This window comes from Exiguobacterium sp. GL_137 (assembly GCF_057834585.1).
In genome coordinates, this window is record NZ_JBYQMM010000002.1 from 39138 (window position 1) to 62822 (window position 23685).

A 23685-nucleotide genomic window follows, 5' to 3' on the forward strand; every position below is an offset into this window, starting at 1 on the left:
TTAAATACATTTATTTCTTCTATTATAACATATATGGAGTTGTAAGTATTATTTTATTTTATTTTTCATATATTAATTCGATGGGGAATGTTATAATAGTAATAGTAATAGAAGTGTAAGGGGAGAAACTTTATGAATAATGCGTTGAAGTTGATTTATCAACGCTATCCAATCATCGAAAAGGCAATGGCAAATCCGCCGTTTTCTTTAGAAATGAACGATGAAGAGTTAGTGTTCTATCAACTAAGTATATTCTTTTCGAATCCAAATAGACATGATTTTTTATTATCGAGCGTCCAAAAAGATTTGGAAGATGAAGGTCTTGAATTTTTCCTCAAGGTATTAAAAGTATTTTATGAAGAAGTTACAGGGAAACTATATAACGCTAATATGTTTATTCCGATAGATCATGAAGCGATGGATGAAGAAATGTACTTCAAGGGCAATACTTTTGTACGACGGATTCAAGAAGAAATTCCAAATACAAAATTTGTACCAACTATGTTTTGGAGTTACCTAGCGAAAAAATCGACTCTTCCCCAACCTGACCTTATCATTGATTCCGTTAAGTTTTGGAAAGGCAGCACGATTTCTAAATTCATCGAAGAAGAGAAAAAGACACCAAAACGTAAGAAGAATTAAAAAAACGATTATTCTTATATATTATGGTAACGAAAAGTCCATCAATTCATTTACCTGATTTTTGAGGAAAATTTTCTCAAAGTGTTGTAAGATAGTCCTAGTCAGTTTCTGACAGCAAAGACTTAATAAGGCATATTGCCTATGACGTTGATAGTAGTTTGAACTAGTTTGTCTGAAAAAAGACAAAAAAAAGAGAAGTGGACCACTCCCGCCAGAGAATCCTCCACTTATCCCTTTCCAAACATATAGACACTTCTGTGTGCTTTTAATAATGAGTAACAAAAACTTTTGCAGAGTTTTTATCGCTCGCTTATTAATAAGTTACCACATTTCTATATGATTGCAAACATTTCTTACGAAAAAAAATTCTGTTTTCAAGCAGAATCGACATTTTTCGACAAAGAAAGGTTTATGGATAAGTACATTCTTTGGATCTTGTAGTCCTGCTCTTTTGCAGAATTACGAGATCCATTTTTGTTTCCAAAAATCATTTAGAAATGAGGTACAGATCATGTTCAACTTACATAAAAAGACACATAGATTAGCAGCCGAATTAGAACGCCAAGTCGTGAATTTCATCATCGGACAAGGACAAGGTTTGTACGAAGCATATGCAAACGATGTGCCTAAAAGCATCAAAGACAAATGTGATTATGTCTTAAAAACTCAAGGTGCTGTTCGAGTCGCATATAGCAAAGAAGCTATCGGAAATGAATCGCTTAATGGTCAGAACGTAGCACGTAGTCTTAACGGCATTTTACACTATCACGAAGCATCTTTTAACGGTGTAACTCACTGGACTCCGAATACATATTACAAAGCAGTAAAACCATCAGATATTGCAGACGAAAATCTCCGTCGTGTCCGTACTTATGGATTCGATATTGACCAAAAGACTTCTGTTCAACAAGTCTTGTTTGCCTTTGAAATGGCAGGAATACCATGCAAGCCATCATTGATTTTACAGACTCCAAAAGGTGTTCAATTCTTTGTGGTCTATGATGAAAATGAAGCGTGGTATGGTTCTGAAAAAGCAATCGCATACGGTAAAGCTATTGGTGAAGCAATTCGTACATTACTTGCAGAACAAGGGTTACAAATCGACATGAACAATGGTCTTTTTGGATGGTCTCGTTTTCCAAGAGAAGAAACAATTATGTACTTCGAAAAAGAAAATGCGTGGACGAAAGTTGAAGCAATTGAATGGTTTAGCGAACTAGGTGTTAAGCGTGGAAAATCATTCACGAATGGTAAATGGTTAGCGAGTGAAGCCGGACGTGCTTTATGGAATACGAACGAAAAGGGATCTCGTAACGAAGTTCTTTTCCAGTTAAGTGTCATGGCGAAGCAAGACGGTTACGACGTTGAGGACGCTCTTGAATTGCTTCTCAAGCGTAATCAAGAGACGGAACAACCTTTAGGTGTCCGTCGCTTGAATAAGACCGTTAAAAGTGCATTTAAGCGTGAATATTTTGTATCGGCCGACAAAGTTGAAATGTTATGTGGCGTTCGTCCGAAGTTGCGTGGTTTTTACAAACATAAAAAAACAAAAGAGGAACGGTCTTACGAAAAAACAGAAGAATTGGTTGATCGCACGATTGAACACCTTGAAAAAAGGTTGCCCGTTGGGGAGGGAGAAAGTCTGTCTATTAGTGCTTCTCAACTCGCGAAAGAATTAAATGAATCGAAAACACAAGTCAAAAGTGTGACTCGTGCTTTTAAGCAAGTTCCTAAATCGAAATTCATTATTCAAAAGAAACGTGATGCCAACGGAAACGTCGTTAAAGGGCGTACAGCAGGGTTTGTAATCTTCCGTACACAAGACTTCATCCAACTCCTTGCAGACGCTAAAAAGAGCATACAGAGCGCACCAACAAGCATGGTTTATCGTGTCGAAGCGACAAAAAACTTTAAAAACATACGTTCAGATTTAATGTGTCAATTGCCAATACACTTAGGAACCGTACCCCGACCTTTGGGAATCTCATACATGACCTATATTGATTTAATGAGCATTGAAAGGGGGGATTCTTGAACAACGATTTTAATATGTCAATTGCCAATACACTTAGGACACCGTACCCCGAACTTCGAACAGCTTATCTGATATGTGGTACATGAAATAATCATCTACACCTGACATGAGACGGATAATTAATGACAGCCGAGAAAGTGTATTTCGAGAGGGGATCGCTTGCTTGCAAGCATCCACTCGTAGAAATCAGCAAACGAAATGACGGCTTAAAAGCCGGAATAAGTGCGGTAGTTTATGGATTAGATCAAGAGAAAGGAAGTGCTTACGATGAAGGATTACTCTAGGGTTTTGCTTTTGGTTTTAGGTCTGTTTCTCTTGTCAGGATTGATATATATATGGCAAGACGCTAATGACTACACGACCTTAAAAAGTGAAAGCAATACCTATCATCTACAAGAGAAGGGAGTAAACAAAAATGAACGATATTCCTAATACTTTTAATCCTTTGGATATGCTGCATAAATTATCTGAACTTAGAGAGAACATTGATTTGAAACTGACAAGTACAGTGACTACTGATAAAGCACATGAAACAGAAACGATAGACAATAATGAAGAGTTCTTGTTTGAGGAAATTGAAGCTATCTTGATGCACTTAGATGATGTACGAAACGATATTCTGTACTTGGAAAGTCCTTATCTTACGGAAGGTACATTGCAAGGATCGAGTGTAAATAGAAAGATAAGTGTGAACGGACATTTGATTAAAGAAGACCAACCGTTAGAGATCCAAATGGACGGAGAAACTAACTGGTTGAAGACATGGATTGCTCATGATGGTTCGACGTATTATTTTACGTGTTTCGGACGTAAGGTAAACGCTTTGAATGTTAAATGTACGATTCGATTGAGAGAAGTTCATCAAAACTAACAAAGGGAATAGTGTAATATTTACAGAAGATAGTATCTAGGTAATAAATTACAAACGATTAAAAAGGAGGAAGTTTAATTTGACCAGTAAACAGTCAATAGACACATTCGTCGTTCTAAAAAAATTAAAAAAAGATATTCAAGAAGCGTTCCAATTATTAAAAGTGGATGCTGAAAACGAAGATTTTGAAAACATCCAATTCATAGATGTGGATGATATTCAGGATGAAAGTTTTATGAGACACAATGTTCAATCAATCCTAAATAATTTACATGAAATTCAACGAGATATTAGTTATTTAGAGAGACCAGTAACACATAAAGGTCTTATGGTGAAGCAATCGAACGGTCGATATTCTGTTGAGGATTATGAAATAACGTCAGGAACAATTTGCGAGATCATGGATGATGAAGAATGGATTTTAACACGTATTGAACACAGTGGGGATGACTATTACGCCATCGACTTAGGGAAAGGCAATAGCTTGTCAGAACGGCTTTGTCGCTTACGAAGAAAGGTGTGAAGGGAGAGATATTATGATGGCTTTAGAAACTAGTCGCTCGTTTGTATTCGGTTTTAAAATTAGAACGGTTTATCGAGTTCCTTACACATATCTTCGTGAAACGTCTAAGGTACAAGCAAATCGTAGAAATATTAGTTGGCAAACAATTTTTGAATTTGGTTGTGCTGCACTCGAAAGTTTGCATGAAAATGACTACAAGATCGTTCCACCAAATTATGAGGGAAATCGGAATTATAACAATTCAAACACGTTCACCGGTTCAGTCATTGACGACATGAAAAAGTGGGAATCAATTCTACATTTTAAGCAAGCAGAACTCATTGAATTTTTCGCATGGCTTTACTTCGAAGTTCATATGAGCGATAAAGAGAAGCGTTTTTTTAATATCGAGGATTTAGCATTTAAAATCTTTCAAGACTGAAAAACGAAAGAAATAGCGTTTTATGGCTCATGGAGCAGTCTCTAAGGCTTTGACAAGCCAAGAGACTACAATCCACCGCAACGCCCCTGAAACGCCCGATAACGACAGCCTGACGAGGACAGGCCCAACGGTGAAACGTGTTGTGGCTCGATCCTCTACATATCAGAGATATGTCAGTCTGTACGTTCCTGCTCGCTTCTTGACGGAGCGTTCGGAGCGTCAGATACATAAACCCCTTCAAGACAAGTTCGTGGGCTTGCTAGAGCAAGCGAGGAAGCATCCGGTGAACCGGATGCGAAGGTCATTTTTTCCGTTTTTCCCTTCGGACGATACACCTCTTTGACCCCGACGGGATTCAACCAGGGTAAGCATCTGCTTCGCTTCTTTTCCCTGTTTTCATCTCGTCGGGGCGTTCCCCGTCAAGGGGCAGCAATTTTTTTCTGAACCGTCCATAAAAGGACATGGACGAGAAATAAATGGACTGCTGAAACCCTTGACGGCTCTCTTGCAAAGGGTGTCTCGTGCTACGTGTCAAAACGGCAAAAATTCACCCTTTCGGGCAAGCTGTCCGAAGGAACGAAAAAAATGGAGGAACAATCATGAATAGTCTCGATACATACTTACTGGAACACGAAAGCATCATGGGAAAAGAAGCATACGAACTACTTTTTGAAATGAGTTATGTAACAATGCGTGATGAAGCGATGATGGCATTTGAACAAAAATTAAAAAATGTTTTTTGGGCGAATGACTCATTGATGCTTCTTCATAAAAGCAATCAAGACTTTATCATGGTGACTCATTCAGCACAAGAAGTTGGTAAGATCCAACGAACATTTTTTAAAAATCGCGTACCATGCAGCCATCAAACTTACGATAGTTTAGAAGACTGTATCAAAAGAGATGCGAATGATTGGTTAACAGAGTACAAAATCATGACTTCGATTTAATTGATAAAAATTGAATACAAAAAAAGAAAAGGCATTGTTTAGAAACAATTGCCTTTTCTTATTCCCGTTTTAGGTGTTCCAGTTGTTCTTGAATCATTTTCAGTCCTTCGTTGGAGATAAACGCTTCTCCGACCATTTGACCTTTTTGTGATAGCTTTCCAGTGACAACACAGACATTTTTCTCTTGATGTTTCTGAATCCTGATGTGTGTGGGGGCTAACGTAACCTCTACTTTATCCTTCGGTTTGAGATTAAAGGCATCCAAATATTCGGGTGGGATGGTTACTCTTCCTTCAGGTGATACGATTCTGATTTCCATTCGTTTCATAAAACCGTTCTCCTTAGTATTTATTAGACCCCTCAATCTGTTTAATCAAATCTGGATTGCCTACCTTTTGAGCAAATTTATTCGCATCGTCAAAACGATTTAATTGAATATAAGCATCAACGATCTGTCCTTCTTTTCGACCATTAATATCTACTTCATCCATCAATGATATAACTTTTTTATAATCATTTTCGAGATACGCAGTCTCAAAGTCGATATAAGGATTTTGCGTTTCCATCGTTTTAGCAATAGAAGGTAGTTCGTCCAATTCATCTTTTTTGATTAAATAAGTGATGACTTCGTTTGCAACATCTTGAATCGGTGCTTCATCTAAAAGAGCAGCCAACTGATTTTGAGAGTGATAAACTTCGATCACCATTGGTAAATCAGTGAAGGCTAAATCTCTTTTATTGACCGGAAGAAGTGTTTTATAGGCGTCTTCATAGTTTTGATTATAGGTTAGTCTATATGCGCGAACAATGGATTTTTGAATAGCTTGGGTATTGGAATCTTTAAAATATGTTGAAGTGGCTAATTTATTAGTTCCGATTGCAGGCGTATCCTCATTATTTTTAGAAGCATCTGAACTGAAAATTACTTGGTTTATTCCGAGTAATACTAAAGAAAGAATCATTACACCAATCATAATTTTTGTTTTATTATCTAATTTTGATTTCTTTTTGGACTTATTTGACGAAAAAGATTGAGCCTTTTTAGGTACTGGTTTAGTTCTTTTTTCTTTTTTCTTTTTAGGAGTATTTTCACTTTTTGGTGTCGATTCTTTTTTCTTAAAGATACTCTTTTTTGGACTTTCTTCTTCGACTATTTCTTCATTTTTTTCTTCTTCATCCTCGTAATCAAGTGCGAATGTATCGAGTAACATACGAAGATCCGTCAGACTGTTTAAAGAAAACATTTCTTGAACAAACTTGATGCTATTTTCATCTGTATCATAGATAAAATTGATTCGTTTCGGAAGTCCGTTCACTTCATTCAAAGTCGTTAAAGAAGTAACAATCAAATCCCTAACATGGTTGAACGTTGTTTCGTTATCTGTCTCAAATACTTTCACTTGATCCGTTTCAAAAAGCATTACTTTAATACTTTCTTCAATGTCGTCAACGGCAAAATTCATCCGATCCCAAACGATTTTCAATGATTCTTTTTCGACCTCAAGACCAATATCAATCAACGAATGGTAGTAATTCAATTTATCTTCAAAATGAATTTCACGTAATCGGTCAATGGATAGATAGTTTGATAAATCATAATTGATAAAGGTATAACGTCCACCGTTTTCAACACTGGATGGTTCGATTAGATATTTTCCTACTGGATGTTCATGAATAATTCGTTTGATGCTTCGATTAATTTCAGTAGGGTTTTCCGTATGATGTAATTCAGTGGAGAGACGGTATTTAACCATATCCCCACCGATTTCAAGATTACCGTACTTGTTAAATGTTTTCGTAATACCCATCGTGTGATGCTCCTTTATTTATCATTTTTTCATTACTAATCGTGAAGCACGACCGAGTGTTTTACCAACACCTGAACTACTTCCGAGATTGCCTAAGATGAATGGAATTGTGAGTGAGAAGAACGTCAAGACTAATACTATCGACATAGCCATAATCGGCTCCATTGAGTCAGGGAAACTACTGACGTAACCATTTTCTCCCGTCAAGGCTTGAATACACATGACATAAGCGATAGCTTGCAATGTGAACGTCACAACGTTGTTCACAACAAATTTCAACCAAACACTGAAATAATTGAATTCATCATTTAAAATCGTTGCGATTGCTAAGGGTCCGACCATGAACATGAACGCTAGTGACACGAAGCGATAAAGCATTGCTAATCCGAAAACAATGATACATAGGAAAACGAAAATTACGATGATAAATGAAAATTGTGGAGACCATAAGAATAGAGTCAATTTCAAGGCATCCTGACTTAATCCACCGTCCAAAATCCCGTTTAACATATCTGTTTGTGTCGAAAGAATTAAATCGAACATCGGTTTGTAGAGGGCTAACATCGACGCTCCTGCAAAGACACCGACCATCTTCTGATTCATGGCCTGCTGATAATCGTCAGGATCACCCATGCGACGCATAGCCATCACTAGGATGTGCCAAATCAAGAACATTGGTAAGAGTGACCATGCAAGGCTTGTGAGATACCCTTTGAATCGGGTTATTCCTTTATCCTTGATAATGTCGTCAGGGTCTTTGACGATGTATTTCATTAATCCGTAGGTAAAGTTAGTGGCTGCCAATCCCATTTGATAATAGGACGATACCGAGTAGCAAGTGAAACTGAACGTTCCACAATTGAAATCATTTGTTTTGCTGTCGTATTTTTTAACAATATCGTCAATGTAGTCTTCCGAAAGATAAGACGCATCATCGAATTTTTTCTTGTGTTTTTTGTAGAAATCGCCTTCTTTTGCAAAAGCAGACGTTGCATTGAACACTAAGAAAAAGATTAATAAGGTACTCAAAATCTTTTTCATATTCACTGATTACCCTCCCTTTTTATAAGAAAAAGAACAATACTGTACCGATAGCGAACCAAATCAAACCGATTTTCAGGATATGATCTTGTCGGAAACGTTTTATTTCTTTCGAAGATGGTTCTTCTTTAAAAGTAATTTCATAGTTCTCGATGAAGTTATTTGTCACTTTAGTTAGATATTTATCCTGCTGTTTATGAACGAAGGAATAGAACTGACTAAACGAACGAATGATTTTTTTCACTTCTTCACCTTCTCGTCTTTTAATCCGAGAGTATCGTTAAACCAACTTACTTCGTACCGATCCACTTTGTTTTTCTTCCAATCAATCTCCATAATCATAGTCACAATCCGTTTGTCGATGACTCCTTGTTCTTCACTATCGGCAGGACTATCGAAATCAATTTCGTACATGATTTTTGAATGGTAGTTGTCATTTTCATCAATTTCACTTTGAGTCATAAGAATGTTCGTTTCGTTAAGTGTCGTATCTAAATCGCTATGCTGACTATGTTCTTCGTCATAATCAGCAGTTTTCTTTAAAGCACTTTTGTAGTCACGTAATGCTTCACCAGTAAGCATCTTAGCGTGTTTTCCTTCTCCGCCATTAAAAGCTAATACAAATTCATTTGCTAGTTCATCATATACAGGGATGACTTTGTATTTTAGAGCCTTGTCTTTCCATTCAAGTGTCGAGGATTCGAAGGAAATTCGTTGGTCTCGTTCATGGAAAAAAGCGAGAGTCAATCCTAGCACTAAAAGAAAGATGCCTAGATAAGTGGTTAGCTTTTTCATTTTGTCTCCTTTTTGTTTTCGAAGTATGGATAAGGATCTATTCTAGTCGTTCCTCCACCAGTAAATACCTCAAAATGAAGGTGTGTTCCCGTACTGTTACCAGTCGTGCCACACATACCGATTTGTTTTCCTTTTTTAATGGACTGTCCGACTTTGACGATGGATTTTGTCATGTGAGCATACAGTGTCACTTTGTCACCATGTTGAATTTTGACATAGTTCCCATACAGACCATGCCATTGAGCGAGAATAACTTTTCCATCCAAAACACTGTATATAGGGTCATTTGCATAACACTTAAAGTCAATTCCCGTATGGAAGTCATAGGCACTGTTCCCTGCTCCTGTATTCGCTCCTGTCGGGTTAGGACGTACCCCGTATCGAGAAGTGATACTAAAAGGTGCTTTGACTGGACTGACAACTCCTGACTCAAATCCGACGCTTTCACACTTCATCGTCAGACCACCAAACTCAGTAACTCGTTTCGTGATGTTCGGAATCCAGTGAGCGTTCATATTATTTGGATCGTTCTCTACGCCTAGTGGAGCATATTTATTGCCAACCTGTTCGACTGTATATAAGCCTTGTGACATATAATTTTTATAAAGGTTGTGCGCCATGAAATCGAGTCCTTCTTCTAAACTAGAAAACACAAAAAATGACTTAGTAGAAGAGTTGTAAAGCCCACCAGGGTTATTTCGATCTACGACCATCTTAGATGAACCGTTCCCTGTCTCATGAAAAGCAATAGCACTCATTAAGACTGGATCAATCTTATTCTTCTTGGCAGCATCAACGAAGGCTTGAGCCTTCCCTGAAAATGCTCCAGCATTTTTGAAATTAGCATCGAAGACTTTCCGATTAAATTTTCCTTTTTCCTGACACATCGCAATCGCTCCACCGTCACCCGTTTCATTATCTTGTCTGTCCTTTTCACCAAACGATGAAAGTAACGTCAGAAAAGAAATTAAAGCCATTACAGCAAGGATTATTACAATCGCTTTGAGGGAGAATAGCCCGAAAATCGGAAGTTGGGGAGAACGTTTTTTATTGTCATCCATTGAAGTTCCCCCTTAGATTAGACGACGATCTCATGAAGTTTTTTCTTTTTGAACCACAAATCGGCTTCCATTGGTGTGAGCCGAACTGCCGTATGGATTTTCTTAGAACCGATAAAGAGGATGCCTTTTCCGGCTTGCGAGCGTTTATCGGCTTCTCGAACGGTTAGGATGCTTTTTTCTTTTTCCGAAAAACGGTGCGATAGTTCATTTTCTAAGAATGAAATTTCAATCTCCATCATAGGTAGGTACATTCTTTGAACAGCTTGGTTAATGACGGCTTCACCATAGTTTCGTTTGTCATCTTTTGCACTAAAGAAGTCCTTGATTGATTGAGTGGCACAAGATACACCGACGTTAAATGACCGTAGGACTTTCATCATGTAGTAAAGTTGCTGCATTGCGATTGGGATTTTAGGGTCAGCGATAACGTGTGCTTCATCAAAGACAACACGCATCGGTGATTTATCTCCATTGATGGCTTGATACGTGATGTGACTCATGATGTTGTAGTACAAGATCCGTTGGACGGTTTCGTTTTGTTGGAAAACAAGAGAGTCATAAGCGACTAAGTTACTATGAATATTTACATTGGTGTGACCATTAAAGACATTGCTGTATATGCCTGAAATGAAGACTTCAATTGCATGATGGAATGTACGAACATGAGCGTAAATATCAGGATTGTCTATTTTCGTCCGTTGCAGCACTTTCCCGAAATCCTCGAATGTCGGATAGTCATGTGATTCTAGTTTAGAGAAGTCCGTTTCACGACTGATTCCTTTATCTCTGTAAGTTTCTTCGATCAGGCCGGACAAAACGCTTTCTTCGATAGCTTGAAGTTCAGGGTACATTAGCTTAAACATAACGAGCAGTTGAGGTATCTTATCGTAAATGGGATTGATGGCACTTGATGATGGTTGGTCTTGCTTCACATCATCGTCAATAAGGTCTCCATAGGCTTGTTTCGGTAAATCAAAGGGATTGATACGACTTCCACCTTCTTGCATTGAGAAGCGAACCCATTGCCCTCCTAAGACTTCGAAAACAGAACCAAATTCACCCTTCGGATCATTGACTTGAATCTTCGTACCCATCATGTACTCTTTCATCATGTCAGCGAATAAAGAAGTCGATTTCCCGACACCTGAAACACCGATATAAAATTTATGCTTGTTCAGTAATTGTTCAGGGTCAACAAGGACGATGTTTTTAGTTTTCTCATTGATTCCGAAGAACATACCGGATTCTTGGAACATTTCATTCTCATGGAACGGGAAGAAGAATGATAAGGCTTGGGAGTTTACTAACCTAGAGGTTAGTTCAGCGACTTTAAGTTCGCCAATCGGCAAGAAGGATTGAAAAGCGTCCATTGCCCGTACATTGGGAGCGTATGCCGTTGCCGTACCACCAATGAGTGATTTGATTTTTTGAGTTAAGCGATCCAACTCTTTTAATGTAGGAGCGTTCAAATGGAACAGGACATGAAGGTTGAACATCATTTCTGAACCAGATGACAATTCTCGAATGACTCGCGACGCATCGTTCATCTGTACTTCTGCTTCGATTTTCGTCGCATCGTCTAGTCGTTCATCAACTTGTTTCAGTCGTGCTTGTTTAATCGCTTTTGATAGGTTTTGTCGAACTTCTGTACTCGACATTTTTTCGATGTGGTAGGAAATAGATACGTTGTCTGAAATCTCCGACCATTCTTGAATATCTTCTTGTGAAATAATCGTATTAAAGTCCATTAGCATCAAGGTACGAGTAAAGTTCGCACCTAATTGCACGTAGTTTTCTTTTTCTTCGATATAGTCAGGTGTTAAAGGTGAGAGTAAATTTGCATCGTATTCGTGGATACTGGATGCAAATTCTTCTTGCTCTTTTTTTGCGTTCTTTTTTGACAAGAAATCAAATAATCCCATGAATTACACTCCTTTATTGTATTGTTCCATCAAGTTGTTTTAGGATGCTTGTTGCCAATTGACGAGCCGTTTCTTCGTCCATCGTGACTTCTGAATAAGAGTCCGTTCGTTTGAGGATGTGTTGACCGACTGACACCGAACTATCAAAATCAACGCAAGTGTGAAGCAGCAGCGTTAATTCTTCGTTGTTCAATTGTTTTACTTGAAGCGTTGTTTGTTCAAAAATCATTCCGGAAAGTTTTGACATGAGCAACTTACTATTACCATCCAAAATCTCCAATGCTCTTTCACGATCTCCTTTGATGGGTTGTGAAAGAATCAAATAGTTTTTCCGAGTGACTAAATCTCTATTTTTTGAGATGTTATGAATTTCTTTTTGATAGCTTTTGGCTAACATTTCGACAGCTTGTGATGCGACTGGATTCAATTCATTGATCTTTGACATAGACTTAGCACGTTCATTGTTGAAATTGATTAAGTGTCGTTCTAAGTTGATTGGTTGAGCAATCTTGCAAATTTGAAGGCGAGTGTAGAAGTCACTAGAAGTTAAGAAAACTTTAAATGATTCTAAGCTACTTCTTTTTTCCTGCTTATTTGAGAGTGATAAGTTGACGCTTGAAGTTTCAAAAACTCGTACAAGGTTTTTTGAAGTCTCATAACAATCAGCAAACGTTCCTTTCACCCCTATGACACGACGAGCATCTTGAGTATCAGACATATCCATCGTTCCTTTCCGTTTTACAAATACCTTTTCACGCTTCTTAAATAGATACTTCCAAATGACACCGTACTGAATAAATGAAATTTCTTTTCTGACCTTATGTTTTGTTGTTTGAGCAATCACGACGACACCGGCAGGAACACAAAGTAGAACAGCTACGAAGTTATTCCATAAACCTAATTTCCAAAGACCGAATAAAAAAAGGGCGGTAATCAAGACAAATGGCGATGCAATAAATACATCGACAAATGCGATCCGCCCCACTAAATATTTACGAGAGTCGATGGGAACAGGTAAATGTACCTTGAGATCATCATGATATGGCTCATTCTTTTCAGAATATCGCCCCATGAAAATGCCCCTCTCTTTTAATTTATGCTACTCCTGCTTTGATCCAACCGACGATAACTTTAGCAAGTACGACAACAGCTACACCTGCTCCAGTCCAAAACAGCATTTTTTTGAAACGTGGTACGTTTTCTTCACTACCGTTCCAAACCATAAAACCGGCAACCATAAAACCTACAATAAGAACAGCAATAGCAAGGTTCGATACAGAACTAGTAGTTTTTGTAACGAATTTTGTGACATTTGTAAATGGATTCATGTTTTCAACCCCTTCCTTAAATCGCTATATGATACGGATTTATTGTATCACTATATGTATTTGAAATACATAAAAATTTGTATTTATTATACATATTGACCTGTATTTTAAATACATTAATTTTGTAGATTGAATACATTTCATTTGTATTTATAATACATATCTTTTGTATTTATAATACAGACTTAAACACAAAAAAAGACACTCAAGCTAATGAGTGTCTTAAAACGTGGAGAGATCCACTTTTTTCTTACTGATGCTGCTGCTCGTTTCTTCTTTTTCTTCTTTTATAGAAGGTGAAGAATTAGATTGTTTGGTTTCAGATGATGCGTCGGAACGTTCGGTAGAAGTTTCGACAGGTGAAGAAGTCGTTTCAACTAAAGGTGAAGAAGTAGAAATATCATTGTCTTTAATTTCTTTGTTTGATTGAATGTTAAAGTCCATTGACGGACTTGTTTTCAAAGCGCCAGTAGAAGAATTGGCAAGGTATAAGAAGGATGCCTGTTCTTCATTTAAGATTCCCTTTTCAACGAGTTTGTCAAAATGGAGACCGATGTATAGCCACTTACTGACCTGTAAATCTTCAATATCACGATAACCAAATCTATTAATAAAGAATCGAATAGCAAGTTTGATACTAATTCCTATATAAGACTGTACATCAATCCATTTATTGATTTCTTCAATTTCTTTTGCAGATCGTGTGTCATAACGAACGTAAAGATTTTCTCTTAACGTCATATCTCCGAAATCCTTGTTTTCAGGAATAGCAATTGCAGACTGGAATAGTTTATCGGAAATTGAAGGTTCGTATGAATTTTTCAATCCATCGTCGGAGATAAGATCGACCTGACCGAATCGAGCGATACAATAATGAATTAAGGATACTATATTTGTTTTTTTACTTTGTACGTGAAGCCACTGGTTAATTTCTTGGACTTCGGATTTGCTATTTTTGGGTGATTCGATATTGATAAAAATCTTAGTCCGAGTTTTCACCTTCAAACCCTTCCTTTCATGAATGAAAGTATTCCAAACCATCTTATAGATGATTTGGAATACTTTAAATTATTTCTTTTCGTATAACATTTTAGCGAGTGAGTATGTTCCCCGACTGTTCATTTGAGAAGCATATTCTTTAGGAATCCAAACTACTTTTGTATGATTGTCTCTTGCGAAATCAACCACTTCATTTTTTAAATGATCCTCGAATGTAATGCTGCCACCGCCATGAACAAATAGATAATCCACATTAGACGAAGCAAGTTTTTGATAAGCAGCTTTGATTGTTTCTAAGATTGCAACTGATTGATTATAAATTGCTTCTTCCATGAAACCTCGAACAATTTGACCTCGTTCGGAATCTTGTTTCAACCATTCTTGAAGTTGTTGTCGTGTGAAGTCGTTACCGATATTCATTGTAGTGTCTCGTAATAGGCTGATAGCGTCCATAGAAGCATGACCTACACCGAGACGACTTCCTGAACTTAAACCCTGTACAGGCGACAATCCATTAATTACAGTCAGTTCAGTTGTTCCGTCTCCAATGTCAGTATGCAATGAGATCGCTTCATCGAAATCAGAAGGAACTTTGTTTTCGTTATAGAGTTCATTGTAATGAGAAAGGATAGAAGGGTCTGATTCATAAAATGCCAACATAGCAGTTTTACCCTCTTCGGTTACTTTGCATTCCGAAACCTTAATAGAAGTTAAAATTTCCTCTTCGCCAACGTGGACGACGACAGTATGACGTTCCTTAAAACGTTCTTCAAGACGTTTCGCATTGGCTTGACTATATTCAGAAGACGGAATTGCAGTTGCCATTTTAATTTCAATGTTCATGTTTTCAGGAAGTTCTTTGTGTTGGTCATAATGCTCTTTAATCGCAGAAGCAGCTACCATAGATAATGATGTGATTAATGGAACATCGTGATTTGTTTTCCCACCAAGATCAAGGTTCATATTCGACTTCATTCCATGATGCAGCAATGCTCTATTTCCTACATAATAAAGACCGTTTTTCTTAATTGCCTTAGAAGAAATTGTAACTAAAAGATTATCCATTAAAGAAGACATTACCTGTTCTTCGGTTAGATCAGGAGCGTCCGGTGATCTAAGTAAGTACGAGATTACTGATGGTTGTCTTACTGATTTTTCTCCATCTTTTGTCTCAAAAAACAATTCTGTTTTTGCATTTCCAATATCAATACCGATTACTTTTTTCATTACTTTCACCTCATAAAGTTTATTTGTTTACCACCTGAATCTATCATAACATAGTCAATATCTAAAAACAACTATAAATAAATCATTTTGATATTTATTTTTGATTAAAATTACAAATCGAAAGAAATTCAAATCTTTAATGATGTTTTTATATATCATTTATATATATTTATAGAACGTCATTTTAAATTTATAATAGGAAGAAAGAAATTAGTCCATAAATCTAAATCTATAAATTCTTTTAAATAAATCATTATGAAATATTTTATAAACCAGATAGATATAATTGTTGCAGCATCATCATTTATTATAGATCCTGAATGAAATTCACTACATTTGTGAAAAATCTTTGGGTTTATTCATAGATATTTAGAAGATTATTCGTAGAAAATAGCGAGATTAAAGTACATAAAAATACAGTTTAATCCCTTTAATTCACGTCAATAAATGGCTCTATATCGCCATTTTTAATGAGTGAAATGGTATAATAAAGATAAGAAAATTCTTTAATTTTAGTCAAAAAAACAAAGGAGGAAATACGAAAATGCACAACCAAGATACGACGAAAGATGATATTTTAGAAGCGCTTTTTGAACTTTCTAAAATGGCAAAAGAGTTTATTGAGAATCATATTAAAGAGATTAAAGAAGAACGAGAAAAAGCAAGAATCCAAGCCGAAGCATTAGAAGCAATGAAACAATTGAATGGTGATAAGACAGAGGATTTATTGGGTGATCCACATCGGTTATTCAAGGCGGCCATGAAGCATATTGAACAAAATACGGATAACGAACAAATAAAAAACATGGCTAAACTCTTTCATGATAATCCTTTGGATGGCATAAAGTTAATTGACGAAGTTACTAATCATCAACGTCAAGAACAGGCATTTGAATTAAGCGAAGCGTCAAAAGAAATCATTGAAAATCTAAAAAAAGCACAGCAGTTAAATAATGAAAAAGTTACTCCTGATCCGCAGACAGAACAATTACTAAGTAATCTAATTGAACAAGAACAAGGCAAATTAGAGGTTGCTGCCACTTTCTTAAATCATGAAATTGATTTGAGTAAAAGTCCTATTAATTCGATTTCTAGTGATGATGTAAAAGAGATTGCAGAGATATTTAAAGGCTTTATGAACGGTCAAGAAATTGATGAAAGAACTCAAGATGAAGCAGTAGAACTAAAAGAAATTGTACCGGAAAAGAAAGAAGAAACGAAAGACAGAAGCCTTGATGAAATCATCCAAGATGCTATTGAAAAGACGAAAGATCAAGAGAAAAACCAACAAAGACAACAAGATATAGAGCGTTAATTGAAACCAAAAAAGAGTGATACATGGATCATAAATGACCCTAGTATCACTCTTTTTTTTTGTATTTATTAGGAAGGTTTTTCTTGATAAAAGGAGCGAACATTTCAAAGATTTCTTCACGTTCATTAATTTCTAAATGGTAAAGATCAAAATGTTTTTCGACTAGATAACCAGTCTCTACTAATCGTCGTGTTCTTTCTTTTCGCTTATCGTGTTTCTCGATAAAGTTCTGCTCTTTTAAAAGGTTATCACGCCTTTTAATTTTAGCATTTAATTCTTGCTTCAATTCATCAAGCGTTTTTTGTTTCTTCTTACTCATGATCCATTATGTTGCGTAGAATATGCAGGCGAATCCTCACTCTTCATCACATGGTTATTGTCAGTATGGCTCAAGTCATACTCGACAAACATATCAATTTTACTTTTAAGTTCCTCAATATCATTTGTTCCTAATTTACTAACAAGATAACCACCAATTTCAATATTAATTTCTGTTTCTAATTCCTTTGCTTCTTGCTCCAGTTTTAGAATTTGAGACTGTAATTGTGTAAGTCTTTTCGTAGCCGTTTTTCTAGCCATTGATAACAACTCCCTTTCTATTTTTAATTAATTCAAGGCAATTCGACAATTCAATCCGCATTTTTTTAAGGACTATATTTTCGATTTTTAAACTGTTCTGACCGTATAAAAAAGTGTCTATTTTACGATATTCATTTAACAGATAGTTTTCATCAACTTTATTGCTTTGAACTAATTTTTTGAAATCATTTAACTCACTTTCAACAACGATCAAATACCGTATTGGATTAATGTTCTTGAAATAATACACCTTTAGAACCTCCTATGCGTGTATTTAATCTTTTGATCTATAAGGTTTTTATAGATTTTTATTGCACTTATAAATCTTTTAAAAAATACGCTTTTCGAATGTTTGATCTAGTATGGTTGAATTTATTGTAAAGGATTGAGAAAGAAGAAGTCAAGTGGTATTATAGAGTCAGGAGTGAGCGAGTGCCCACTTACGCACCATGATTTCATCATTGTGCAAATGGGCTTTCTAGCGAAAGGGTTATCCCCTGCTACCGCATGGGAATGGCTCGTTACCACTCGTCTTAACGCTACCGCATTAAGAAATTCAAAAAAACAAAGGAAGGAGTGAATCAGGATGGCATTGTTCCACATGAATGTTCGTAACGTAGCAAAAGCAAAACAATCAGCAGTCGCAAAGGCTTCTTACGTTTCAGGAGAAAAGTTATTCAGTGAACGTGATGAAGAGTTAAAAGCATTCAGAACAAGAGAAGTTCGTCCTGATTCATTCATTCTTGCTCCAAGTCATGCACCTGATTGGGTTCATGATCGTCAAACTTTGTGGAACGAAGCAGAGGGTGTTGAGAAGGCTGTAAATGCTCGTGTTATGCGTGAAGTTGTTTTGGCGTTGCCAATTGAAATGACGGACGAACAACGTAAAGAATTGCTTGTGGAATATGTTCAAGAAAACTTTGTTGATGCTGGTATGGTTGCCGATGTAAACATTCATAAAGATCGTGAACAAAATCCACATGCACATATTTTGTTGACTGTACGTCCTTTCGATGAGAACGGTGAATGGGTTCAAAACAAAACGAAAAAAGAGTACATCTTAGATGCTAATGGGGATTTCATCTATAACGAAAAAGGCAATAAGAAATCTCGAAACGTTGATTTAACTGGATGGTCAGGTAAAACTAAAATTATCGAATGGCGTAAAAATCTAGCTGAAAAAATCAACGAACATTATCAAAAGCATGGAATTAATGAGACTGTTTCACATTTAAGTTATGCAGAACAAGGTCTCGATAAACAGGCAGTAGAACGATTGACTCGTGGTGAGTATGCGATTGAAAAACAAGCTAAAGAAAAAGCTGAAAAGACTGGTATGGACTATGTTCCAGTCACTCATTACGGAAAAATGAATCAAGTCATTAAGGCGTTCAATCTTGAGATTGAAACGCTTAATCAGAGTATCGAAAGTATGCAAGTTGAAATCGAGAATATTCAACCGGCTGCTGAACTTGTAGACTTCGAAGATATTCGTCGTAAAGTGTTTGAAAAGACTGGTCTTTCTTCTGATGAATCACGTTTGATGAACATTGCTTATTCTGATTCTGTTGATTACAGAACAACTTCGGAAACATTGAAATCTATAAGCAGTTGGAACGATGCACTTGTGATGCAAGAAAGAGAGATATTCGGGATTAAGAGCGTCTTAGATAATGCCTTGAAACGATATGAAAATGGGGATGATGATCTCACTCTTATGAAGTATGGTTTCAATCGTGAATCGTTCGAGGAAATGTATGCTGAACGTGCTTTAAGTCTTTCTGAAAAATATGAATCACTTCAAAATGAGATTGAAGAATATACAGAAGCAAAAGCGTTTGTGAGTCATGCTAATGACCTTCAAATTGAATTGCTTCGTGAAGAGTTTGCTTTCCGATTCTCTTCTTTCGATAAGGTCACTGAAATGGATAGTGAACGTGTCATGAAGTTGATGCTTGATGCAGTTGAATCTGTCGAAGTCGATGAAATAGATAAAGCCTTGTCAGGATTGAAACTGTACCTTTCAAGTGAGGAACGTCAACTTGAATTTGTGAAAGAAAACGTATCTGATTTGTCGAATGAATACAATCGACTTTCTACGGATCTTGACAAAATGAAAGAGACTGTTGAATTTGAAAAGAATCGTTATTCGGCAAATATGAATAACGATTTACAAAAAGATAATCCTGATAAATTAAACTCTATTTACTTCGGACGTTACAATTTCTTCAATGCTAAAAATCAAATGGAATCAATTGAAAAAGAAATGAAAAACATTACTAAAACTCTTGATGATTATTTGACTGATTATGCGAAAGAAACTAATAACAAATGGTTGAAAGATTTCTCAATGGAATCGAAAGTAGATACATTATTAAATCTTGATAAAACTGATTCACCTGAATCAATTAAGAACCAGTTAGAAAACTTGAGTGGAAGAAATCAAACTGTCGAATCTATTGTTGAAACGTATGTCGAAAACGATAATTCAAATGTCCTTAAATATGGATTCGTTAGAAATTATGTTGAGGTTGGATTGAACAAGTTGGATATTCCGATGGATCAAGTTGCAGTTAATGAATTGTCGAATATTGATGAAGAAGTTTTATCAACCGATAGCATTTTATCTGCAAGTGATTATGAGTTGATTCGAAGTGCTTCTGCTTCATACAGATTGAATAATCAGTTGATGAACAGTGAACTATTCACTCGAAAAAACATCTTAGATAATGCCTTGAAAACTTTCGAAAATGGTGATTACGACAAACTGTTTAAATACGGCTTCGAGACTCATTCGTTTGCTGATGAATTTAACAGACGTACCTTGTCATTGGAACAAGACTTCGATTCTTTCCAAGATGAATTAAAAGACTTTAAAGATCAAAGAACTTCTATGAATGAAGTCCTGAAATCAGATACAAGAAAAACGGTTAAACAGTTTGTAGAAACGTTCCCATCGTTGAAAGAGATTCAAAATGTTGACCTTAGAAGAACGGATGCTGTTCTGTATATGAAACAAGCGATTGAAAAATATGAGGACGAATCAAAATTCATTTCTTCTTACGAACACAAACAATTGATGAACTTCATCGAGCCAAACGAAAAAGAAACGATGCAGGAAAGAAGCCGTTTAGGTAATCTCTTGACAATGAAAAATAAAATTTATGAAGTGGCAGCACAACGAGAAAACAAGATAGTAGAACTTGAGCCACTCTATAAATCAATTCTAGGACAGGCTAAAAATGATTCCAGTGTATTGCCTAAAGTCTTTGAATTAAGAAACGAGTTATATATCAACTCGAATGAATTGAACAAATTAAACAAAGAAATAAAAGCAATTGATGAACAGTTCAAAGAAAGCATCGAGAAGGTTGCTCCTGATTTAGATGTTAAGCAACTATCGAGTGTCGGAATGGATAGAGTCATCGAAGAGTTTAGTACCGGAAGTGATAAAGAAACGATTCGCAATACGATTGAAGAAGAAATTGAAAATCCTTCGACCCGAAACGAGCCGACTTTAGAAGAGAAGAGAAAAATGAATGAGGTACAAGAAGACGAGAATCAAAATTCTCAACAATCACCGGAAGAGTTGGCAGGAGATCTTCTTGCAAGCATCATCGAACAGGCACAAAAGAAACAAGATTCAACTGACCACAATCGCAAGAAACGAACCAATAAAAAACTTACGATTGAGGATAAATTGGACCGAGATATGCTTTAAGGATAAGGAGAGATAAGATGGCAAAGAAAAAGAAAGAAAAGAGGGGGAAAGGATTTATTAATTTCCTTTTCTCCGTACTGATGACAGGTGTGATAGGTTATTTAGGCGTTATCATCTATCAATCGTTTCTTTTGGAAACTGACCTTGCAGAGAAAGCATTGGACTTTCAAAAGAATATTGATTGGTTTACAAGGCAAGATGAATATGTTCAATATCCTATCTTTGCAGTAATGGCATTTGGTTTTGTGGGTATGCTGCTGATGACTAAACAAAAGTCAAACGGATATACCGATGCTTCTGCTCATGGTGTATATGGAAATGCTGTCTTTTCTGATTTAGACGAACTTAGAACCGAAGGATTCACACCACCGAATATCGGTTTCCCTAAAAAATCACAATCTAAATGGTCAACTGATCCATTCAAAACAATGAACATATCCGAAGGGATTATTTTAGGGAGAGAAGACAAAGAATTAGTCATCATCCACCCTGAATCAAAACTTGATAATCGAAATGTCATCGTTGTCGGATCGCCTGGTTCTTCAAAAGGACAAGCATTTGTTATCCCGAATCTACTCAACAACTATACGAGTTCGATGATTGTCACCGATCCGAAAGGTGAACTGTATGACCAATTAGCAGATATTAAACGAGATCAGGGCTATGACGTTCACCAAGTCGATTTCATGAATCTCGTCGGTAGTCGCTACAATCCCTTAGATTACATTGAGTCTGATTTAGACGCTAAAAACGTTGCTACAACGATTTCTCGAAATTCTGCAAAAGATATTAAAGAGGATTTCTTCTTCAATACGGCAAGGGATTTACTCGTCGGCCTCATTCTTTTAGCGAAAGCAGATGGAAACGGTGGACTAACAAAAAAATCAAGCATGAACAAGGTTAAAGCACTGTTTAACGAAATTTCGGCAAATGAACATATGTTAAACGAGATATGTGAAGGAATTGGTTCGGAACACATTGCTTATCAATACCTGAAAGAAGCATCGGTGGCAGAAGGGAATACGAGAGCGTCCATTTTATCTTCTTTCGCTCAACAGACAGGTACATTCTCGTTACAAAAGGTAATGGAGTTTACTCATGAAAGTGACTTCAATTTCCAAGACTTACAGGAAAGAAAGACTATCATGTTCGTCAAAATTCCAATCGTATCAAATTCAGTATCAGCATTGACCGCAACATTTTTTGACCAACTGTTTACGAAACTCTACAAAATTGGAGACCAAAACGGCTCAATCCTTCCGATCCCTACAATCTGTATTCTTGATGAATTTGCAAACTTAGGTCGATTAAATGATTACGACAACATCCTTTCGACTTGTCGGGGGTATCGACTAAGCCTTGTTACCATCATTCAAGACTTTGCACAGTTAGATGAAAAATATTCAAAAGAGCAGCGTCGAACATTCGTCAATAACCATGACACAGCGTTGTTCTTGAGAACGAAAGATGAAGAGACAGCCAAGTATTTTGAAGAGAGCGCAGGAGACACGACAGTGCGTTATACAACGAAATCAAAATCATCGTCAGGTAGTCTAGCTTACATTCTCGATTTAGGAGGAAACAGTGGTGGATCTTCACCAAGTGAAAGCGAGCAGTATCAAAAGAAACCCCTCGTCTCTAAAAGTGACCTTCTCAATATGAAAGGTGATACGTGTTATATCTTCACCGCAGGGCGAGTCTTAGAACTAGAAAAAGCGTTCCAAAGCGTCATTTACAAAGGCTTCATTACTTCGACGAAAAAAGTCAACGGACGATTCGCTTATGTCTATCCTGAACATCGTGAAGACTACATTAAGCAAATGGGATTCACACCTTTCCAAGCAGAACCTAAACCAATCAGAGTAGAGCAAGAAGTCGCACCAACTATCGAAACGATTCCGACTGAATCAAGCGAACTAATTGAACCGATTGAACCAAGCGAACCAATTGCACCAATCAATAAAAAACCTACTTTTGAGGAAAGTTTACAGTTCGAAAAAACAGAAGAGTCCGGTAAGAAGGAAACGGAACTAGAAGAAGATTCAATCAGCATTTACGCTAAAAAAATGTTTGATGAAGTATTTAAAGACATGAATACTTCTAAACAAGCGAATGAGAGCGTTGCGGTGGTCGAAGAACCTAAGAGTCCAGTAAACGAAGAGACGGCTTTAAAAGAGCAAGAGAGCGAGAATAAACAAGCAAATGCGTTAAGGGATGCTTATATGATTCAAGAAAGTGACCCTGAAACAGCAAAAGAAATTTCCGACATATTCAGTGGGAAGAATCTTGTAAGTGAAATCGCGAAAACTAATGAAATGGTTAACAAACTAAAAGATTTGGATAGTACGAAGAAATCATTAGATTCGATGACTAAAAAAATGGAAGAAAACAGTTCACTAGCTGAAAATGATGGTGATGAGTTACCTTTCTAAACAAGGAGTGAAGAC

At 36.6% G+C, this 23685-nt stretch carries 23 protein-coding genes; 9 read left to right on the top strand and 14 right to left on the bottom strand.

Annotation, left to right across the window (positions count from 1 at the left end):
• The first annotated feature begins 132 nt into the window (after window positions 1-132).
• The 6 genes from AC3IRK_RS15990 (at window position 133) to AC3IRK_RS16015 (ending at window position 5442) form a co-directional block, all read left to right on the top strand.
• Complete coding sequence (locus AC3IRK_RS15990) at window positions 133-642, top strand: hypothetical protein (protein ID WP_489170750.1); 510 nt, start codon at window positions 133-135, stop codon at window positions 640-642.
• A 511-nt stretch (window positions 643-1153) separates the two neighbouring features.
• Window positions 1154-2677: a primase C-terminal domain-containing protein gene (locus tag AC3IRK_RS15995; protein WP_489170751.1), complete on the top strand. Its 1524-nt coding sequence runs from the start codon at window positions 1154-1156 to the stop codon at window positions 2675-2677.
• Between the two features lie 415 nt (window positions 2678-3092).
• Entirely contained in the window at window positions 3093-3548 is a 456-nt protein-coding gene (locus tag AC3IRK_RS16000; protein ID WP_489170752.1) for a hypothetical protein, read from the top strand.
• A gap of 79 nt (window positions 3549-3627) precedes the next feature.
• Window positions 3628-4071 carry a DUF5348 domain-containing protein gene (locus AC3IRK_RS16005; RefSeq protein WP_489170753.1) on the top strand — a complete coding sequence of 148 codons (444 nt, stop codon included), beginning with the start codon at window positions 3628-3630 and terminating at the stop codon, window positions 4069-4071.
• 13 nt (window positions 4072-4084) lie between these two features.
• Window positions 4085-4492, top strand: a complete 408-nt coding sequence (locus AC3IRK_RS16010; protein ID WP_489170754.1) for a hypothetical protein — start codon at window positions 4085-4087, stop codon at window positions 4490-4492.
• A gap of 599 nt (window positions 4493-5091) precedes the next feature.
• On the top strand, window positions 5092-5442 hold the full coding sequence (locus AC3IRK_RS16015) for a hypothetical protein (RefSeq protein WP_489170755.1): 351 nt from the start codon (window positions 5092-5094) through the stop codon (window positions 5440-5442).
• Window positions 5443-5500: 58 nt separating this feature from the next.
• On the opposite strand, the gene AC3IRK_RS16020 is transcribed toward AC3IRK_RS16015, so the two are convergent.
• From AC3IRK_RS16020 to AC3IRK_RS16070, 11 genes are all read right to left on the bottom strand, one after another.
• On the bottom strand, window positions 5501-5770 hold the full coding sequence (locus AC3IRK_RS16020; protein ID WP_489170756.1) for an AbrB/MazE/SpoVT family DNA-binding domain-containing protein: 270 nt from the start codon (window positions 5768-5770) through the stop codon (window positions 5501-5503).
• 13 nt (window positions 5771-5783) lie between these two features.
• Complete coding sequence (locus AC3IRK_RS16025; protein ID WP_489170757.1) at window positions 5784-7250, bottom strand: hypothetical protein; 1467 nt, start codon at window positions 7248-7250, stop codon at window positions 5784-5786.
• Window positions 7251-7271: 21 nt separating this feature from the next.
• Window positions 7272-8291 carry a conjugal transfer protein TrbL family protein gene (locus tag AC3IRK_RS16030; protein WP_489170810.1) on the bottom strand — a complete coding sequence of 340 codons (1020 nt, stop codon included), beginning with the start codon at window positions 8289-8291 and terminating at the stop codon, window positions 7272-7274.
• A 22-nt stretch (window positions 8292-8313) separates the two neighbouring features.
• Complete coding sequence (locus AC3IRK_RS16035; RefSeq protein ID WP_489170758.1) at window positions 8314-8535, bottom strand: hypothetical protein; 222 nt, start codon at window positions 8533-8535, stop codon at window positions 8314-8316.
• Window positions 8532-9086 (bottom strand): hypothetical protein, encoded by a 555-nt coding sequence (locus tag AC3IRK_RS16040; RefSeq protein WP_489170759.1) that lies wholly within the window; start codon window positions 9084-9086, stop codon window positions 8532-8534. Before AC3IRK_RS16040 ends, AC3IRK_RS16035 begins: the two co-directional genes overlap by 4 nt.
• Window positions 9083-10147 (bottom strand): peptidoglycan DD-metalloendopeptidase family protein, encoded by a 1065-nt coding sequence (locus tag AC3IRK_RS16045; RefSeq protein ID WP_489170760.1) that lies wholly within the window; start codon window positions 10145-10147, stop codon window positions 9083-9085. Before AC3IRK_RS16045 ends, AC3IRK_RS16040 begins: the two co-directional genes overlap by 4 nt.
• A gap of 17 nt (window positions 10148-10164) precedes the next feature.
• Complete coding sequence (locus tag AC3IRK_RS16050) at window positions 10165-12069, bottom strand: VirB4 family type IV secretion system protein (protein WP_489170761.1); 1905 nt, start codon at window positions 12067-12069, stop codon at window positions 10165-10167.
• Window positions 12070-12082: 13 nt separating this feature from the next.
• The gene (locus tag AC3IRK_RS16055) at window positions 12083-13141 is read right to left on the bottom strand and encodes a hypothetical protein (protein WP_489170762.1); all 1059 of its coding nucleotides are present in this window, start codon (window positions 13139-13141) and stop codon (window positions 12083-12085) included.
• A 22-nt stretch (window positions 13142-13163) separates the two neighbouring features.
• Entirely contained in the window at window positions 13164-13397 is a 234-nt protein-coding gene (locus AC3IRK_RS16060) for a TrbC/VirB2 family protein (RefSeq protein ID WP_489170763.1), read from the bottom strand.
• Between the two features lie 222 nt (window positions 13398-13619).
• Window positions 13620-14396 carry a hypothetical protein gene (locus tag AC3IRK_RS16065; RefSeq protein WP_489170764.1) on the bottom strand — a complete coding sequence of 259 codons (777 nt, stop codon included), beginning with the start codon at window positions 14394-14396 and terminating at the stop codon, window positions 13620-13622.
• Window positions 14397-14465: 69 nt separating this feature from the next.
• Window positions 14466-15623: a ParM/StbA family protein gene (locus tag AC3IRK_RS16070; RefSeq protein ID WP_489170765.1), complete on the bottom strand. Its 1158-nt coding sequence runs from the start codon at window positions 15621-15623 to the stop codon at window positions 14466-14468.
• Window positions 15624-16167: 544 nt separating this feature from the next.
• Here AC3IRK_RS16070 and AC3IRK_RS16075 point away from each other — a divergent pair.
• Window positions 16168-16938: a hypothetical protein gene (locus AC3IRK_RS16075; protein ID WP_489170766.1), complete on the top strand. Its 771-nt coding sequence runs from the start codon at window positions 16168-16170 to the stop codon at window positions 16936-16938.
• Window positions 16939-16984: 46 nt separating this feature from the next.
• Here AC3IRK_RS16075 and AC3IRK_RS16080 read toward each other — a convergent pair whose 3' ends face one another.
• Genes AC3IRK_RS16080 through AC3IRK_RS16090 form a run of 3 tightly spaced genes read right to left on the bottom strand, consistent with a single transcriptional unit; the run spans window position 16985 to window position 17767 of the window.
• Complete coding sequence (locus AC3IRK_RS16080) at window positions 16985-17257, bottom strand: hypothetical protein (protein ID WP_489170767.1); 273 nt, start codon at window positions 17255-17257, stop codon at window positions 16985-16987.
• Complete coding sequence (locus AC3IRK_RS16085) at window positions 17254-17517, bottom strand: hypothetical protein (protein ID WP_489170768.1); 264 nt, start codon at window positions 17515-17517, stop codon at window positions 17254-17256. The genes AC3IRK_RS16080 and AC3IRK_RS16085 overlap by 4 nt, the downstream gene beginning before the upstream one ends.
• Window positions 17510-17767: a hypothetical protein gene (locus AC3IRK_RS16090; protein ID WP_489170769.1), complete on the bottom strand. Its 258-nt coding sequence runs from the start codon at window positions 17765-17767 to the stop codon at window positions 17510-17512. Before AC3IRK_RS16090 ends, AC3IRK_RS16085 begins: the two co-directional genes overlap by 8 nt.
• Before the next feature lie 336 nt (window positions 17768-18103).
• Here AC3IRK_RS16090 and AC3IRK_RS16095 point away from each other — a divergent pair, with 336 nt between their 5' ends.
• Both AC3IRK_RS16095 and AC3IRK_RS16100 read left to right on the top strand, forming a co-directional pair.
• Window positions 18104-21238, top strand: a complete 3135-nt coding sequence (locus tag AC3IRK_RS16095; protein ID WP_489170770.1) for a MobA/MobL family protein — start codon at window positions 18104-18106, stop codon at window positions 21236-21238.
• Window positions 21239-21255: 17 nt separating this feature from the next.
• Window positions 21256-23670, top strand: coding sequence for a VirD4-like conjugal transfer protein, CD1115 family (locus tag AC3IRK_RS16100; protein WP_489170771.1), 2415 nt, complete (start codon window positions 21256-21258; stop codon window positions 23668-23670).
• The last annotated feature ends 15 nt before the right edge of the window (window positions 23671-23685 follow it).

What these genes read in the sequence shown, in the direction of transcription:
- AC3IRK_RS15990 (WP_489170750.1), top strand. Translation starts at nt 133, where the DNA reads ATGAATAATGCGTTGAAGTTGATTTATCAACGCTATCCAATCATCGAA.
- AC3IRK_RS15995 (WP_489170751.1), top strand. Translation starts at nt 1,154, where the DNA reads ATGTTCAACTTACATAAAAAGACACATAGATTAGCAGCCGAATTAGAA.
- AC3IRK_RS16000 (WP_489170752.1), top strand. Translation starts at nt 3,093, where the DNA reads ATGAACGATATTCCTAATACTTTTAATCCTTTGGATATGCTGCATAAA.
- AC3IRK_RS16010 (WP_489170754.1), top strand. Translation starts at nt 4,085, where the DNA reads ATGATGGCTTTAGAAACTAGTCGCTCGTTTGTATTCGGTTTTAAAATT.
- AC3IRK_RS16015 (WP_489170755.1), top strand. Translation starts at nt 5,092, where the DNA reads ATGAATAGTCTCGATACATACTTACTGGAACACGAAAGCATCATGGGA.
- AC3IRK_RS16020 (WP_489170756.1), bottom strand. Translation starts at nt 5,770, where the DNA reads ATGAAACGAATGGAAATCAGAATCGTATCACCTGAAGGAAGAGTAACC.
- AC3IRK_RS16025 (WP_489170757.1), bottom strand. Translation starts at nt 7,250, where the DNA reads ATGGGTATTACGAAAACATTTAACAAGTACGGTAATCTTGAAATCGGT.
- AC3IRK_RS16030 (WP_489170810.1), bottom strand. Translation starts at nt 8,291, where the DNA reads ATGAAAAAGATTTTGAGTACCTTATTAATCTTTTTCTTAGTGTTCAAT.
- AC3IRK_RS16040 (WP_489170759.1), bottom strand. Translation starts at nt 9,086, where the DNA reads ATGAAAAAGCTAACCACTTATCTAGGCATCTTTCTTTTAGTGCTAGGA.
- AC3IRK_RS16045 (WP_489170760.1), bottom strand. Translation starts at nt 10,147, where the DNA reads ATGGATGACAATAAAAAACGTTCTCCCCAACTTCCGATTTTCGGGCTA.
- AC3IRK_RS16050 (WP_489170761.1), bottom strand. Translation starts at nt 12,069, where the DNA reads ATGGGATTATTTGATTTCTTGTCAAAAAAGAACGCAAAAAAAGAGCAA.
- AC3IRK_RS16055 (WP_489170762.1), bottom strand. Translation starts at nt 13,141, where the DNA reads ATGGGGCGATATTCTGAAAAGAATGAGCCATATCATGATGATCTCAAG.
- AC3IRK_RS16060 (WP_489170763.1), bottom strand. Translation starts at nt 13,397, where the DNA reads ATGAATCCATTTACAAATGTCACAAAATTCGTTACAAAAACTACTAGT.
- AC3IRK_RS16070 (WP_489170765.1), bottom strand. Translation starts at nt 15,623, where the DNA reads ATGAAAAAAGTAATCGGTATTGATATTGGAAATGCAAAAACAGAATTG.
- AC3IRK_RS16075 (WP_489170766.1), top strand. Translation starts at nt 16,168, where the DNA reads ATGCACAACCAAGATACGACGAAAGATGATATTTTAGAAGCGCTTTTT.
- AC3IRK_RS16080 (WP_489170767.1), bottom strand. Translation starts at nt 17,257, where the DNA reads ATGAGTAAGAAGAAACAAAAAACGCTTGATGAATTGAAGCAAGAATTA.
- AC3IRK_RS16085 (WP_489170768.1), bottom strand. Translation starts at nt 17,517, where the DNA reads ATGGCTAGAAAAACGGCTACGAAAAGACTTACACAATTACAGTCTCAA.
- AC3IRK_RS16095 (WP_489170770.1), top strand. Translation starts at nt 18,104, where the DNA reads ATGGCATTGTTCCACATGAATGTTCGTAACGTAGCAAAAGCAAAACAA.
- AC3IRK_RS16100 (WP_489170771.1), top strand. Translation starts at nt 21,256, where the DNA reads ATGGCAAAGAAAAAGAAAGAAAAGAGGGGGAAAGGATTTATTAATTTC.